This window comes from Grimontia sedimenti (assembly GCF_011045095.1).
GTDB lineage: Bacteria > Pseudomonadota > Gammaproteobacteria > Enterobacterales > Vibrionaceae > Enterovibrio > Enterovibrio sedimenti.
Window position 1 is genome coordinate 1 of sequence record NZ_JAALDL010000017.1, and the last position, 14,788, is coordinate 14,788.

Below are 14,788 nucleotides of genomic sequence, written 5' to 3' on the forward strand. Positions count from 1 at the left end.
CTGCGAGGCGTTGAGCTAACTGATACTAATTGCCCGTGAGGCTTAACCATACAACACCCAAGGGGTTTTGACGGACTCGAAGAGAACATTGAATGTGTAAGAACGAGAACAAACAAAGTCACTTTCCAAGATTTTAACGAATTTGCTTGGCGACCATAGCGTTATGGACCCACCTGACTCCATGCCGAACTCAGTAGTGAAACGTAACAGCGCCGATGGTAGTGTGGGGTCTCCCCATGTGAGAGTAGGACATCGCCAGGCTTCCAATTTAAGTGTGGAGCGGTAGTTCAGTTGGTTAGAATACCGGCCTGTCACGCCGGGGGTCGCGGGTTCGAGTCCCGTCCGCTCCGCCACTTCTTAGAGAAACCTCAGTCGAAAGGCTGAGGTTTTTGCTATGTGCGACCCGGAAAAGTGCTTCGCACTTTAGAGCGAGATACTAGCCTTCTTCAATTTCTGAAAACGCCGAGTTAACTCACTGAAATTACTCCAAGACAATCAGCTTACTAAGCTTTCAAAGGTAGAGCTATCCTAGCGTTGCGTTTGTTGTCTTTTTGCGCCTATTCACAAAGAGTCTTCTTTCGGTGCTTATCTGCCTTGAACTTTTCACATTCCCTGTCTGGAACTCAAAACACAAACCTGTCCACAATTAATGAGTGGTTAAATGCTAATAATTTGATTTATAGGGATACAACGCCTACATCTAATGTATTAAAAAGCATACACAGAGTGATCATTGTTAACTTCTCTCACTTTTATTTATGCAATGAATGGAATACTTGCCAGTGGTTCTTATCACTGAGACTATTTTTATATACCATCGCGGTATTATCAGCTTATCTAACAGGGATAAAGGGATCACCAGATGAATGATTTGTCAGCTTTACTTCAAATGACATTGCTATGTAGTGCAATTGCAGCTTTGGTTGCAGGGCCTGCAGTGATTGCCTTGTTGGTCTTTAACAAGTATAAGCAAAAGAATCTTGCTGAAGAATCATAACCTTGTATGAATTCTGTCCACTTGGTTTAGCTTTCCCCAATCAACACTGGCTATTTAACTAATAACCATTAAAATAGCTTGCGTATAGGGGTGTAGCTCCAATTGGCAGAGCAGCGGATTCCAAATCCGCGTGTTGGGGGTTCGAATCCCTCCACCCCTGCCATATTCGAAGCCTCAGCAGAGATGCTGGGGCTTTTTTATATATGGTTTTTGGCTCTGCGAGCCAATTGTTGGGGGGGCTGGGTCGCCAGTCCGCTTGATGGCAAGCCCCGTCGAATACCTCCGCCTGCCAAATTTGAAGTCTCATCAGAGATGCTGGGGCTTTTTTGTATCTACTGTTCCCTCATTCAGTTCAACATTTGAATTGGCTAGGAAATCGCCTTAGCGAATACGTTCTTTAAGGCGTATCATGTCAGCTTGGTTTTTTCGATAGCATGGGTTTTAACGCCATGAATCAAGCGGCTTTACTCTTCTATATTGCGATTGGTGGTGCGTTTGGTGCCTGTTCTCGTTACCTGATCTCCGAGCTATGCGCTGTGATGCTAGGGCGCGGCTTTCCTTATGGCACTTTGACCGTTAATGTCGTGGGCTCATTTATCATGGGGCTATTAGTTGCAGCCTTGGAGCAAGAAGTCTTTTCTCCAGGTCCTTGGCGTCATCTCATCGGGCTAGGTTTTCTTGGGGCACTAACCACCTTTTCCACGTTTTCTATGGATAACGTTTTGCTGCTTCAACAGGGTGAGTGGTTCAAAATGGGCCTGAATGTTGTGCTGAATGTCGTTATCTGTATCTTTGCTGCTTGGGCAGGCTTTCAGTTGTTAATGCGCGGTTAATCACTTTGAGTGGTTGAGATAACGGAAAGCATTCCCTATACTCGTTCGCTGATACTTGTCGGAGTGCCATTTGGCTGAGACTGCGAAAGCAGGATCCGTTGAACCTGATCAGGCTAATACCTGCGAAGGGAACAAGAGAACAACAATTGTGGTGTTCAGAGATAGTCATATCTATAAGTTTCGCCACACCTCTTGCTCAGCAAATCCGGCAAGCATTTATTCCCAAAAATATATTGGAGTAATGCTATGTCGAACCGTAAACAAGCTAGAAACGAAGCAAAAGCCTTTATCGACAACCTGTCGGTACAACCCTTTCCTAATTCTCTTAAAGTTCATGTAGAAGGCTCCCGTCCAGATATTCGGGTGGGTATGCGTGAAATCTCCCTAGCACCAAGCCTCATTGGTGGCACTAAAGATAACCCCCAGTTTGAAGAAAATGAGCCAGTTCGTGTTTACGACACCTCAGGTGTGTATACCGATCCAGACTACGAAATTGATATTTACGCGGGTCTACCAAAGCTGCGTGAGCGCTGGATAGAAGAGCGCAGTGATACTGAACTCCTTGATGGTGTGACGTCAGACTTTGCCAAGACACGTTTGATGATGACACGCTGGATGAGCTTCGCTTTGGTAATCTACCGTCCGTGCGTCGAGCTAAAAATGGGCAGTGTGTTACCCAGCTACACTATGCACGTCAGGGCATTATCACGCCTGAAATGGAGTACATCGCGATTCGTGAAAACATGGGTCGCCAGCAATATGCAGATGAGCAACTGAATCGTCAGCATCCGGGTCAGAACTTTGGTGCTAACCTTCCAAAAGAAATTACGCCGGAATTTGTTCGCAAAGAAGTTGCGGAAGGCCGCGCGATCATCCCTTCCAATATTAACCACCCTGAATCTGAGCCAATGATCATTGGCCGCAATTTTCTGGTGAAAGTGAACGCTAATATCGGTAACTCATCAGTCACCTCATCGATTGAAGAGGAAACCGAGAAGTTGGTGTGGTCTACCCGCTGGGGCGCAGATACGGTCATGGATTTGTCGACCGGTCGAAACATCCATGAAACCCGCGAGTGGATCTTGAGAAACAGCCCTGTGCCAATCGGTACTGTTCCTATGTACCAGGCACTTGAGAAGGTAAATGGTATCGCTGAAAACCTGACGTGGGAAGTGATGCGCGACACTCTTATTGAACAGGCAGAGCAGGGTGTTGATTACTTCACTATCCACGCTGGTGTGCTGCTGCGCTACGTACCAATGACCGCTAAGCGTGTCACCGGCATTGTCTCCCGAGGTGGCTCCATCATCGCCAAGTGGTGTTTAGCGCACCATCAGGAAAGTTTCCTCTACACCCACTTCCGTGAGATTTGTGAAATCTGTGCGAAGTATGACGTGGCATTGTCGTTGGGCGATGGTCTGCGTCCGGGATCTATTGCCGATGCTAACGACGAAGCTCAGTTCTCAGAACTTCGTACTCTTGGTGAGTTGACCAAGGTAGCTTGGGAGTACGATGTTCAGGTGATGATTGAAGGCCCGGGTCACGTGCCAATGCACATGATCAAAGAAAATATGGAAGAGCAGTTAGAGCATTGCCACGAAGCGCCTTTCTATACGCTTGGACCTTTGACGACAGACGTTGCTCCTGGCTATGACCACATCACTTCAGGTATTGGTGCGGCGATGATCGGCTGGTTTGGCTGTGCCATGCTTTGCTATGTGACACCGAAAGAACATTTAGGGCTTCCGAATAAAGATGACGTGAAAGTCGGCCTGATTACCTACAAGCTCTGTGCTCACGCGGCTGATTTGGCGAAAGGACATCCTGGTGCTCAGGTACGTGACAATGCCCTGTCTAAAGCGCGCTTCGAATTCCGTTGGGAAGATCAGTTCAATCTGGCGCTCGACCCAGATACTGCGCGCGCTTATCACGATGAGACTCTCCCACAGGAGTCGGGCAAAGTGGCGCACTTCTGCTCCATGTGTGGCCCTAAATTCTGCTCAATGAAAATCAGTCATGAAGTTCGCGCTTTTGCAAAAGAAGAAAGCGCAAAAGGCCTTGAGCTAGGCGAAGGCATCGAAGTGAAAATGCTGGAAGATCCCCTTGAAGGCATGAAGCAAAAATCGGCGGAATTTCTCGCTAAAGGCAGCGAACTCTACCACCAGAAAGCGTAGGAGGTGCTATGAACACCTCTCCCGTGTTTCCGCGGATGGACGGGGGCATTGGCCCTCTCTATCCGGTGGTTGATGATATTGCCCTGTTGAAGCGTTTGCTGGCGTTTGGTGTGCGTACTGTTCAGCTTAGGGTTAAAGACGCTAACCATCCTAATCTTGATGCCATGATCAAAGAGGCTGTCGCTTGCGGCCGTCTCTGTCAGGCTCAGGTATTTATCAACGATCACTGGGAAAAGGCTCTCGATGCCGGTGCATATGGGATCCATCTGGGGCAGGACGATTTGAAATCGGCTGATCTGGATGCGATAGCCCGTGCCGGTATTCGCCTTGGAGTGTCCACCCGAACGTCTGATGAACTGGATTTAGCCTTGTCTCTTAACCCGAGCTATTTAGCTATCGGCCATATTTTCCCAACACCAACCAAACAGATGCCGACGCCTCCCCAGGGCGTAGCGCAGTTGTCGAAGCATTTAGCGACAGTAGCAGGGAAAGTACCGACAGTGGCTATTGGTGGTATTGATCTCGCTAAAGCCCCAGAAGTTTGGCAAAGCGGCGTGAATGCGATTGCTGTTGTTCGGGCGGTCACCCAGTCCTGTGACTTGGCGGCAACGCTTCAATCGTTCGCTGAGGTGCTGACAGAGGAGGCAAGAAATGAGCGTATCGTCGTCGAACAAAGCTAGTCTGTCAGACAATGAATTTGACCGTTACAGTCGCCAAATCATGTTGGATAACTGGGGCGAAGAGGCGCAACTGAAACTTTCCCAAGCCAAAGTACTGATAGTGGGATGTGGTGGTCTTGGAACTGCGGCTTCGCAGTATTTGGCCGGGGCAGGAGTCGGACAGTTAGTGCTGGCTGATGGCGATGTGCTGGAGCGTTCAAACTTGCCGAGGCAAATTGCTTATCGCGAAAAGGACCTGGGTAAAGGTAAGGCGAAAGCGCTGAGTGAACAACTCAACGCGTTGAATAGCCTAATCCAATGTCGCCCTGTCATTCGTCAGCTTGATGGAATGGCGTTGGAGCTTGAAGCTTCCCTTGCTGATATCGTGCTTGATTGCAGCGACAACATGGCAACCAGGCAGGCGGTGAATGCCGCCTGTGTGAAACTGGGCAAACCGTTGATTGCGGGTGCAGGTATTGGTTGGCAAGGTCAACTGATGACTTTCGATTTCAGAACCTCTTCCTCGCCTTGTTATCACTGCCTATTTCCCTCCCATCAGGACCCTCAATCGAGGAATTGTCAGAGTGCAGGTGTAGTGGGGCCAGTAGTGGGCATTATTGGCAACTTTCAGGCTTTAGAAGCGCTGAAGCTGCTGCTAGGCGAATCTCTACCTGCGAACTTTTATCAGTTTGATGGCCTGTCATTTTCGCTCAGAAAGATGCTGGTTCATCGCGATCCTGAGTGCGCCATTTGTCAGCCTCGCGCACTTCTAAATAAGGAGATTTCACATGCAGATCTGGCTTAATGATGAAGCCTATTCGCCAAAAACTGCCAGCGATTTGCTGGCATTGGTGAGTGAATTATCTCTGCCTGAACAGTCGGTGGCGATCGCTCTGAACGGTGAAATTATCCCCCGTAGCCAGTGGCAATCTACACCACTGACTGAGGGTGTTCAGATTGCTATGTTTCAGGCCATTGCCGGAGGTTAATGATGTTAAAGATCGCTGATAAAACTTTTTCCTCACGCCTGTTTACCGGAACAGGAAAGTTCTCAAGCACCCAGGTGATGGCAGAGAGTATCGTCGAAAGTGGCTCCGAGTTAGTTACCATGGCGCTAAAACGTGTCGATGTCCAAAAGCGTGATGATGATATTCTGACGCCGCTGATTGCGTCGGGTATGAATCTGTTGCCTAACACGTCGGGTGCAAAAACCGCGAAAGAAGCCATTTTGCGGCAAGACTTGCCCGTGAGGCACTGGGAACGAACTGGCTGAAGCTCGAAATTCATCCTGATCCCAAATACCTGATGCCTGACCCGATTGAAACCTTGAAAGCGGCTGAAGCACTGGTCAAAGAGGGGTTTGTGGTGCTGCCATATTGCCATGCCGATCCTGTGCTTTGTAAGCATTTGGAAGAAGCCGGTTGTGCGGCCGTGATGCCCCTTGGTGCGCCCATTGGCAGCAATAAGGGTCTGGCATCAAGGGACTTTCTCGACATCATCATCGATCAGGCCAAAGTGCCAGTCGTGGTAGATGCCGGGATTGGCGCGCCTTCCCATGCTGCTGAAGCGATGGAAAAAGGTGCAGATGCGGTGCTGGTGAATACAGCCATTGCTGCGGCAGCCGACCCTGTCGCGATGGCTAAGGCCTTCAAGTTAGCCGTAGAAGCAGGACGCATGGCGTATGAGTCAGGCTTAGCAGGTCAGGTAAAACAAGCTGTCGCCTCCAGCCCGCTCACTGCTTTTCTTGATGAGCTGGCGTGACGGGAGGAGATATGGCTTTTTCTGATCATTGGCAGACGCTCAATTGGGATGATATCCGTCTCTCGATTTACAGCAAAACGGAAGCGGATGTTCAGCGGGCACTGGCTAAGCCAAAGCGGAATTTGGAGGACTTCAAAGCGTTGATCTCGCCCGCTGCGGAGCCCTTCCTTGAAGCGATGGCGCAGCAAGCTGCCGCACTCACACGCCGCCGTTTTGGCTATACGGTCAATTTCTACGTGCCGCTTTATCTGTCGAACCTTTGCGCCAATGCTTGTACCTATTGCGGCTTTTCAATGGAAAACCGTATCAAGCGCCGTACCCTATCGTTGGGTGACATTGAGCGCGAGTGCGAAGCGATTAAAGCAATGAACTTCGACAGCATCCTTTTGGTAACGGGTGAGCATCAAACCAAGGTGGGGATGGACTATTTTCGAACCTCAGTGCCTGCCATTAAGCAGCATTTCAGCTACCTCGCTATGGAAGTCCAGCCGATGGAAACTGCGGATTATGCTGAATTGAAAGCATTAGGCTTGGATGCAGTGATGGTCTATCAGGAAACCTATAATCGCTCGACCTATGCCGAACATCATCTGCGTGGTAACAAGACGGATTTTGCTTTCCGTCTTGATACCCCTGATAGGCTTGCCCAGGCAGGGATCGACAAGATTGGCATTGGGGCTCTGATTGGACTGGATGAGTGGCGAACTGATTGCTTCTTTGTCGCCAGCCACCTTGAGTACATGGAGCGCACCTACTGGCGAAGCCGTTACTCGATTTCCTTTCCAAGGCTCCGTCCTTGTGAAGGTGCTGTGCAGCCAAAGTCGGTGATGACGGATAGGCAGCTGGTTCAACTTATCTGTGCCTATAGGTTGCTTAACTCAGAAGTGGAGCTTTCTCTATCGACCCGAGAGTCGCCTGAATTTCGGGATAAAGTATTGCCGCTTGGGATCACTTCGATGTCAGCAGCTTCGAAAACCCAGCCTGGTGGTTACGCCGATGATGAGCCTGAACTGGAGCAGTTTTCGGTTTCGGACGAACGTAGCGCGAGTGCTGTAGCTAATGCAGTAAAAGCAGCGGGCTTTGAAGTGGTTTGGAAGGATTGGGAGCAGGGATACTCTGGGTAATAAACAGAGTTATTGTATAAACAAAGAGCGCCAATCGGCGCTCTTCTCTTTGATGTTTAACGATTTAGCGTGAAAGCGGAGCCGTCGCCTGCTCAAGCCATGCCAAGTCTTCCCCTTCCAGTGATGGGCTAACATCCTGCCACACTTTCTGATGGTAATCGTTCCACCAGGCAATCTCGGTGTCAGTCAGCAGTGATACGTCCACCAAGCGGCGATCGATTGGCGCGCGGGTTAATGACTCAAAACCAAGCACAGTCATGTCGCCTTGAGTTGGCACTTCTACCACCAACTCCAGGTTTTCGATACGAATGCCAAAGGCATCGGCGCGGTAATAACCTGGCTCATTTGACAGAACCATGCCCGGCAGCAGTGCTACTGTGCTAGGGGCTTTGGAAATACGCTGAGGGCCTTCATGGACACTCAGGAAGTGACCTACGCCGTGGCCTGTGCCATGGTCGTAGTCGAAGCCGTTAGCCCACAGGTGTTGACGCGCCAGCGCATCCAGTTGGCTACCAGCGGTGCCCTTCGGAAAACGTGCAGTTGCTAGAGAGATATGGCCTTTCAGTACCAGAGTGAAAGCTTGCTTCACTTCGTCGGTGCACTCACCAATCGCAACAGTACGAGTAATATCGGTCGTGCCATCCGGATATTGACCGCCTGAGTCCACCAGATAGACATTGTTGAGTTCAAGCTCGCCCGGCTCAGGCTGATTCAGGTGGTTGTAATGGCACATAGCTGCATTGCCACCTGCTGCTGAGATAGTATCGAAGCTCAAATCAGCGAGTGTTTTATCCAGTTCACGGAAGCTGTATAGCTTGTCTGAAAGCTCAGCTTCGTTTGGCAGGTTGCCCGCCGCGACTTCTTTATCCAGCCAGGCAAGGAAGCGACTGACTGCCACGCCATCGCGGACATGGCTTGCTTTCATACCCGCGACTTCTACCGCGTTTTTGGCCGCTTTTGGCAGCATGCATGGGTCGGCAGCGTGAACGATAATGGCACCGTTTTGATTCAGTACCTGGCTTGCCCAGGCATTGCTGGTTTGCGGGTCGACCAACACAGATTGGCCGGAGAGTGCAGCCAGAACCGACTCCAGTGCTTCTGGGGCTTTGACCGATACGCCTTCGCCCACATGTGTTGAGAAACCTTCTGGCAGGCGCGCAGGGTCGATAAACAGGGTGACTTCGCCTTTGGCATTGACGATGGCGCTGGCCAGCACCACAGGCAGACGTGATACATCGCCACCACGGATATTCAGAAGCCAACAGATGCTGTCGAGCTGACTTAAAAGCGCGGCATCAGCGCCGGATTTAGCAATCGCAGTACCGATTTCACGGCGTTTATCTTCGCTGCTTTGACCCACAGTGTTGGTACCCATCAGCCTTGCATCGGTCAGCAGGGGGGCAGGACGATCGTGCCATGCATTATCGACCGGGTTGGTATCTACACAAACCAAGTCCAGCTTACCCTCGACCAGTTTCTCGGCAGATGCCAGCCAGCTGGCGCTGTGAAGGCGTGGGTCAACGGCCACTTTGCTGCCTTTAGGCAGGTTATCTTGCAGCCATTGCAGGGCAGGCTCTTCAATCAGATGACGGTATTCGAAGATGTCACCAGGCACTTGCTTGCGTACCTGTACCGTGTAGCGGCCATCAACAAACATCGCGGCTTTGTCTCGCGCGATAACAGCCGCGCCCGCTGAGCCAGTAAAACCTGTCGCCCAGTGGAGCCGTTCATTGTGCTCGGGGATGTATTCGCCGAGAAATTCGTCTTCGTGAGGAATGATCAGAGCGTCCAGTGCCTGTTCTTCCAGCCAGCGTCTCAATGCATCGACGCGCTGCGCAATAATGGCGTGCATTCTTCGTCCTTATTTGGGTGATCGTATAGGGGTCTTTGGTTGTCTAAGCTATCTGTTTTCATCTGCCGCTGCAATTTCTGTCATATGTCGACAACGTGAAATAATCAGCTGCCGTAACCAGCTATGACCAGGATCGGATTGCTGACTTTGATGCCAGAACAGGGTATATGCCATGGGCGGTAGAGGTGTTGGCAATGACAACACGTGTAAATTGAGTTGCTTAGCGACGGCTGCTGCAAAATGCGCCGGCGCGGTAAACACCAAGTCGGTATGGGTGCAAAGGCTCGCCGCACTGTTGAAATCCGGCACATACATGGCGATATCACGTTCAATGCCCCGCTCTGCAAGTTTATAATCAAGCAGCCAGCGATCGCTGCCATCACACCTGACCTGAACGTGTCGCTGTTTCAGGTAGGTATCCAAATCCCATTTTGCTTCATTTAGCACGGGGTGATCTTTTCTCACTATCACCCGTTGTTCATCCTGATAGAGCTCCTCATAGATGATGCCTTTCGGCGGCATCATCGTCAGCATGGCGTCAGCAGGGTTAAGGTCTTTTCCCGTAATGCCAAAATCTACCTCACCACGTGCCATGGCGTCGAAAGTTTGCCCGCTCCATGCCTGAGTATCCAGCGTGATTGAGGGAGCTGCGTCGAGGATTTCACCTAAAAATCGGGGAAGAAGCAGGGGATAGGCACTTTCGACCAGTGAGAAGTGAAAACGGCGATCGCTGGTTGCCGGGTTGAATTCATCCGAGACAGTTAACCCTTCGATGTGTACTAGCAGGCTTTTCAGTCCCGGTTTTAAGGACAAGGCTTTCGGTGTTGGGTAAAGGCCACGGGAAGTGCGGTTGAACAAGGGATCATCAAACTGTTCGCGAAGCTTGGCAAGGTTTTTACTGACCGCAGACTGGCTAAGGTGCAGCCGCTGCGCAGCCCGGGTGACGTTGCTCTCTTCCAGTAAGACATGAAGACAGATAAGCAGGCTGAGATCGTAACGCAGCAGTTGGTTGAGGTTCATTAAGCATTATTCCTGATGGGAATGTCTGACCTGAATATAAACCATTTTTGTTCATATCAAAATCCCACTACACTCCGCCTCAAATCATCAGGAGTTCTTTATGTCTACCCCTTCTTCCAAGCCTGATAGCCGACTTGTGGCGCTCATGGTCCTGCTGGTGCTGTTCAGCCCACTGGCAATCGATATTTACTTGCCTGCGATGCCACTGATGGCGGCAGAGTTTGATGTAGCCTCTACCCGAATTCAGGACACCATTTCCTGGTTTATGGTGAGTTTGGGTCTTGGTCAGCTTCTAGCTGGACCTTTGGCAGATCGTTATGGTCGCCGTCCAGTGGCGATAGCCGGTATCGTGATTTACAGCTTGAGCTCGGGCTTTGCCTGGGTGGCAAGCTCGCTGGATGCGCTGCTTTTTGCCCGTCTGATGCAAGGTGCAGGCGCTTGTGCAACTTCTGTGTGTGCATTCGCTGCCGTGCGTGACAGTTTTGGCGGTAAGCGCAGCGGCCAGATGATCAGCTACCTTAACGGCGCTATCTGTTTCATTCCCGCACTGGCTCCGCTTTTGGGCGCATGGTTGACGGCGCAGTTTGGCTGGCGTTCAAATTTCAGCTTTATGATGGCCTATGCGCTGGTGGCCTTAGTGCTGGTATTGACCCTGTTCCGCGAAACCCGTCCAGCAGACACGGACAGCAGCGGCAAACTGCTGAGCCCTTCGCGTTACTGGCAGGTTTTGAAAGAGCCAGTGTTTGTGTATCACGCGGTGCTTTGCATGTTGGCTATGTCGGTTATTTTGGCTTACGTCACCTCAGCGCCGGTTCGCCTGATTAATGGTCTTGGTCTTACCATGGAGCAATTCACCCTGTGGTTTGGTGTCAATGCGGTGCTGAACATCACGGCATCCATGACGGCGCCAAAAGTCATGGATAAATTTGGCAGCCGTAAAACCCTGAATGCCGGCATGTTGCTGCTAGTGTTTGCAGGTGGCCTGATGGCTGCACTCAGCACAACACAAGCGGCTTGGGCATTTATGGTCCCTGTCTTCCTGTCATCATTTGGTTTCGCCTGGATTCTTGGCTCAGCGGCGGGCAAAGCGCTGGAGCCGTTTGGTCAACGTGCGGGTACGGCAGCCGCTCTGCTGGGTCTTTTCCAGATGAGTGGTGCAGGTGTATTGGTCAGCCTGACACAACGCGCAGGTCTTTCTGAGCCACACCTTCTGGTCTTTCATATGTTGCTGCTGGCTCCAGGCCTTTTGCTGTTGTGGTCGTCGAAAGGTAAACGCTGGCATACCGCAGAAGCGTAAAACTTAGCGAATTCACTAATAAGACGCGAAAAGCGCGACGGTCTCGACAACCGTTATTCCACCATTTACCCGTTAATTGCTCATTAGCGGGTATTTTTTGTTGCTTATTTGGCTTGGGAAGTATATTTAGTGTGCGAATTTCTCAGATCTTCCCGATTTCGGGGTGCCAGCCAAATCAAAGGCTGTTCGCACACTCCTTCGTAAATACATACACAGGCAGTTAAATATTATGTCGATGTCGACAATTGAATTAGCTCGTCATCTGGAGATGCTAGAAGAATCTCCGGAAAAATGATGTTCGGTAAATTGCTCACTGAATTGAGCGGCATGAGTGAAGAACGCGTAAAAAGCGCCGCGCGTCAGGTGCCAATCAGTGGTCTTCGCGAGCTGGTACACCAGTTCAATAAAGTGATTGATGAGCGCAAAGGTGAGCGTGTGCTGGAATTGGCGCAAGAGCTGGCAAACGACGGTATTTCTGTCGATGAGCTGCGCGACTATCTCGCGCAGCGCAGCGCCTGATTATTTCGCTTTCCCTTTTCGCTGCTGAATCAGCAAACCGACAACAATCATCACAAGACCGATTAAGGTCGTAGGATGAATTTGTTCTCCAATAATTTGCGACAGCAAGATCAGCGAAATAAAAGGTGAAATAAAGATCAGGTTACTGATCTTGGCGGTATTGGTGGCAAGCTTCATGGCATTAAGCCAAAGCACAAAAGTAATGCCCATCTCGAACAGGCCGACATAGGTCACCGCCGCCCAGCCTTGCCATGGAATGCCACTCCAGTCGCTGGTGTACAGGCTAAGTCCAATGGAAAACGGCAAAGAAAGTAAGAAACCAAGCAGCAGCCCAATCACCGGGTCGGCTTGGTTTTTTGCGTTCAGAATCCAGTAACCCGCCCACAAAACCGTGGAAAGCAGCGCCAATCCGACACCCAATGGGCTGTCGAATTGCAGGCCGAAGATATCTCCTTTGGTGGCAATGACCACCACACCTGCATAACCCAGTGCCGCCGCAATCCAATCCTGTTTACGAATTTTCTGGCCTAGGAATACCGCTGCCATCAGTGTCAGGGTGATCGCCCAGCTGTAGTTCAATGGCTGCGCGAGAGAAGCGGGCAACAAATCATAAGCTTTGAACAGCACCAGATAATAAACCAGCGGGTTGATAAGCCCGAGCAGCAGGTAATACAGCGGTCGTTTGGCAAAGGTAGACGTCAACAGGTGCAATTTGCCCTGAAAGCCTGCCACCGCAGCCAGAGAAATTGCCGACACCACACTGGCGGCGGCCAGCATCTGGATCGGAGTCATATAGCTCAGGGTGATTTTAAAAGCCGTCGCGACGTCGACCAAAGGAGCACCGCAGCCAATCCGTAGCCAATCGCAAGGCGGTCGTTCATAGGAGAATCACTTATAAAAAATGAGGGAGAGAATGCGGCAGTCTAGAGCAAGATCTGCTCAATAGAAAAGCTGGACATTTATCCAGTGTCTGATTAGCCTTCAATACAGTTAGCGTATTGGAAATAAAAGGGTATCGGCATGCAGCTTGAAGCGCTGTTTTCAGACAGTCTGGTATGGATGGCAGCAGGAGCTGGCGCAGTTGTCACGGCGTTATTGGCGGCGCTTTACCATCGTATGGCAAAACAAAACCTTCAGGCCCTGCATGAGCAATTGCGGGAAGCTGATGAAAAGCACAGCCAGTCTGAGATTGGTCGGCTGAAAGGCGAAAACCAGACCTTGCAGGATGAGCTTGATGGCATGGATCTGGAACGTGATCGCTTAAGCTCTGAGCTTCGCACTCAATATGGCAAGCTCGCGGCGGCGGCGGAAAAGCTGCGCCAGATGGAAACCCTACGCGCTGAAAAAGCCCAATTGGCCGATACCGTTGAGAACCTTCGTGATACCAAAGCGGCACTGGAACTGACCTTGCGCGAGCAGCAAACCCGTACCGAAGAGCAGCTCGAAGCTGCAGAAGAGAAAATCAAACTGCTGGAAGGCGCGGAGGAGCGTCTTCGTATTCAGTTCGAAGCGCTCGCCAACAAAGTTTTTGACCACAAAACCCGCACTGTGGATGAACAAAATCGCCAGAGTCTTGAATCTCTCTTGAGTCCTTTGAAAAACGAGCTGGAAGGTTTCCGTAAGCAAGTCAGTGACAGCTTTGGCGAACAGGCCAAAGAGCGCCACACTCTGGTGCATGAAATTAAAAACCTCCAACAGCTTAATGAGGTGATGACCCGAGAAGCGGTTAACCTGACTCAGGCGCTCAAAGGCGACAACAAGCAGCAAGGCAACTGGGGGGAAGTGGTTCTTGCCCGTGTGCTGGAAGAATCCGGCCTTCGTGAAGGGTATGAATACGAGACTCAGGTCAGCCTTGAAAACGAGCAGGGTAAACGCTACCAGCCGGATGTCATCGTACGCCTGCCGCAAGGAAAGGATGTGGTGATTGATGCCAAGATGGCACTGGTGGCGTATGAACGTTATTACCACGCCGAATCGCTGGTGGATAAAGACAATGCACTGCGCGAGCACATTGCCGCCATTCGCGGTCATATCCGAGGCCTTGGCCGCAAGGACTATCATCAGCTTCATGGCATTCAAAGCCTCGATTATGTACTGATGTTTATTCCTGTTGAGCCCGCGTTCCAGATTGCTATCGAGGCAGAGCCCTCTCTTATCCGAGAAGCGCTGGACCACAACATCATGTTGGTGAGCCCAACTACTCTGCTGGTGGCGCTCCGTACCATTAATAATCTGTGGCGCTTTGAACATCAGAACCAGAATGCCCGTGTGATTGCAGAAAAGGCCGGTAAGCTTTACGACAAAATTCGTCTGTTTGTATCGGACATGGAAGCCATGGGTTCGGCGCTCGATAAAGCGTCAGACAGCTATCAAAACGCCGTGAATAAGCTTTCCAGCGGGCGTGGCAATATTCTGCGTCAGGCCGAGAGCTTTAAAACGCTGGGTGTGGAAGTGAAGCGTGATATCAGTCCGGCTATGCTGAAAAGAGATACGACGGAAGAGAATGATGATGTTGTGACCTTACCCGTCTCAAAGGATTAAACGGACAGTCA

Annotated in this window: 10 protein-coding genes, 2 tRNA genes, 1 rRNA gene, 4 pseudogenes and 1 riboswitch; of the genes and pseudogenes, 14 read left to right on the top strand and 3 right to left on the bottom strand. The window is 50.7% G+C overall.

The window, feature by feature from the left end:
- The first annotated feature begins 145 nt into the window (after window positions 1-145).
- From rrf to thiH, 11 genes and pseudogenes are all read left to right on the top strand, one after another.
- Window positions 146-261 (top strand): 5S ribosomal RNA (rrf, locus tag G5S52_RS18920).
- A 15-nt stretch (window positions 262-276) separates the two neighbouring features.
- Window positions 277-353: transfer RNA gene (locus G5S52_RS18925), tRNA-Asp, on the top strand.
- A gap of 509 nt (window positions 354-862) precedes the next feature.
- Complete coding sequence (locus G5S52_RS24245) at window positions 863-997, top strand: hypothetical protein (protein WP_002541604.1); 135 nt, start codon at window positions 863-865, stop codon at window positions 995-997.
- Window positions 998-1,083: 86 nt separating this feature from the next.
- Window positions 1,084-1,160, top strand: a tRNA-Trp gene (locus G5S52_RS18930).
- A gap of 286 nt (window positions 1,161-1,446) precedes the next feature.
- Window positions 1,447-1,830 (top strand): fluoride efflux transporter CrcB, encoded by a 384-nt coding sequence (gene crcB, locus G5S52_RS18935; protein ID WP_046305573.1) that lies wholly within the window; start codon window positions 1,447-1,449, stop codon window positions 1,828-1,830.
- A gap of 49 nt (window positions 1,831-1,879) precedes the next feature.
- Window positions 1,880-1,978, top strand: a riboswitch (TPP riboswitch).
- Between the two features lie 98 nt (window positions 1,979-2,076).
- Window positions 2,077-4,004 (top strand): annotated as a pseudogene (gene thiC, locus G5S52_RS18940) (phosphomethylpyrimidine synthase ThiC).
- An 8-nt stretch (window positions 4,005-4,012) separates the two neighbouring features.
- The gene (gene thiE / locus G5S52_RS18945; RefSeq protein ID WP_165017385.1) at window positions 4,013-4,684 is read left to right on the top strand and encodes a thiamine phosphate synthase; all 672 of its coding nucleotides are present in this window, start codon (window positions 4,013-4,015) and stop codon (window positions 4,682-4,684) included.
- Window positions 4,656-5,468, top strand: a complete 813-nt coding sequence (locus G5S52_RS18950; RefSeq protein WP_165017388.1) for a HesA/MoeB/ThiF family protein — start codon at window positions 4,656-4,658, stop codon at window positions 5,466-5,468. Before thiE ends, G5S52_RS18950 begins: the two co-directional genes overlap by 29 nt.
- Window positions 5,452-5,652 carry a sulfur carrier protein ThiS gene (gene thiS, locus G5S52_RS18955; RefSeq protein WP_165017391.1) on the top strand — a complete coding sequence of 67 codons (201 nt, stop codon included), beginning with the start codon at window positions 5,452-5,454 and terminating at the stop codon, window positions 5,650-5,652. Before G5S52_RS18950 ends, thiS begins: the two co-directional genes overlap by 17 nt.
- A 2-nt stretch (window positions 5,653-5,654) precedes the next feature.
- Window positions 5,655-6,424: pseudogene (locus G5S52_RS18960) on the top strand (thiazole synthase).
- An 11-nt stretch (window positions 6,425-6,435) separates the two neighbouring features.
- Window positions 6,436-7,548, top strand: a complete 1,113-nt coding sequence (gene thiH, locus G5S52_RS18965) for a 2-iminoacetate synthase ThiH (protein WP_165017394.1) — start codon at window positions 6,436-6,438, stop codon at window positions 7,546-7,548.
- 64 nt (window positions 7,549-7,612) lie between these two features.
- Here thiH and G5S52_RS18970 read toward each other — a convergent pair whose 3' ends face one another.
- Both G5S52_RS18970 and G5S52_RS18975 read right to left on the bottom strand, forming a co-directional pair.
- The gene (locus tag G5S52_RS18970) at window positions 7,613-9,400 is read right to left on the bottom strand and encodes an aminopeptidase P family protein (RefSeq protein WP_165017397.1); all 1,788 of its coding nucleotides are present in this window, start codon (window positions 9,398-9,400) and stop codon (window positions 7,613-7,615) included.
- A gap of 48 nt (window positions 9,401-9,448) precedes the next feature.
- Entirely contained in the window at window positions 9,449-10,420 is a 972-nt protein-coding gene (locus G5S52_RS18975) for a LysR substrate-binding domain-containing protein (RefSeq protein ID WP_165017400.1), read from the bottom strand.
- 100 nt (window positions 10,421-10,520) lie between these two features.
- Here G5S52_RS18975 and G5S52_RS18980 point away from each other — a divergent pair, with 100 nt between their 5' ends.
- Together G5S52_RS18980 and tsrA are read left to right on the top strand one after the other, a co-directional pair.
- Window positions 10,521-11,717 (top strand): multidrug effflux MFS transporter, encoded by a 1,197-nt coding sequence (locus G5S52_RS18980; protein WP_165017403.1) that lies wholly within the window; start codon window positions 10,521-10,523, stop codon window positions 11,715-11,717.
- 229 nt (window positions 11,718-11,946) lie between these two features.
- A pseudogene (gene tsrA, locus G5S52_RS18985) lies at window positions 11,947-12,236 on the top strand (H-NS-like global regulator TsrA).
- On the opposite strand, the pseudogene G5S52_RS18990 reads toward tsrA, so the two are convergent.
- Window positions 12,237-13,117 (bottom strand): annotated as a pseudogene (locus G5S52_RS18990) (DMT family transporter). It abuts the pseudogene before it with no gap.
- Window positions 13,118-13,256: 139 nt separating this feature from the next.
- Here G5S52_RS18990 and rmuC point away from each other — a divergent pair.
- Window positions 13,257-14,777: a DNA recombination protein RmuC gene (gene rmuC, locus G5S52_RS18995; RefSeq protein ID WP_165017407.1), complete on the top strand. Its 1,521-nt coding sequence runs from the start codon at window positions 13,257-13,259 to the stop codon at window positions 14,775-14,777.
- Window positions 14,778-14,788 lie beyond the last annotated feature (11 nt).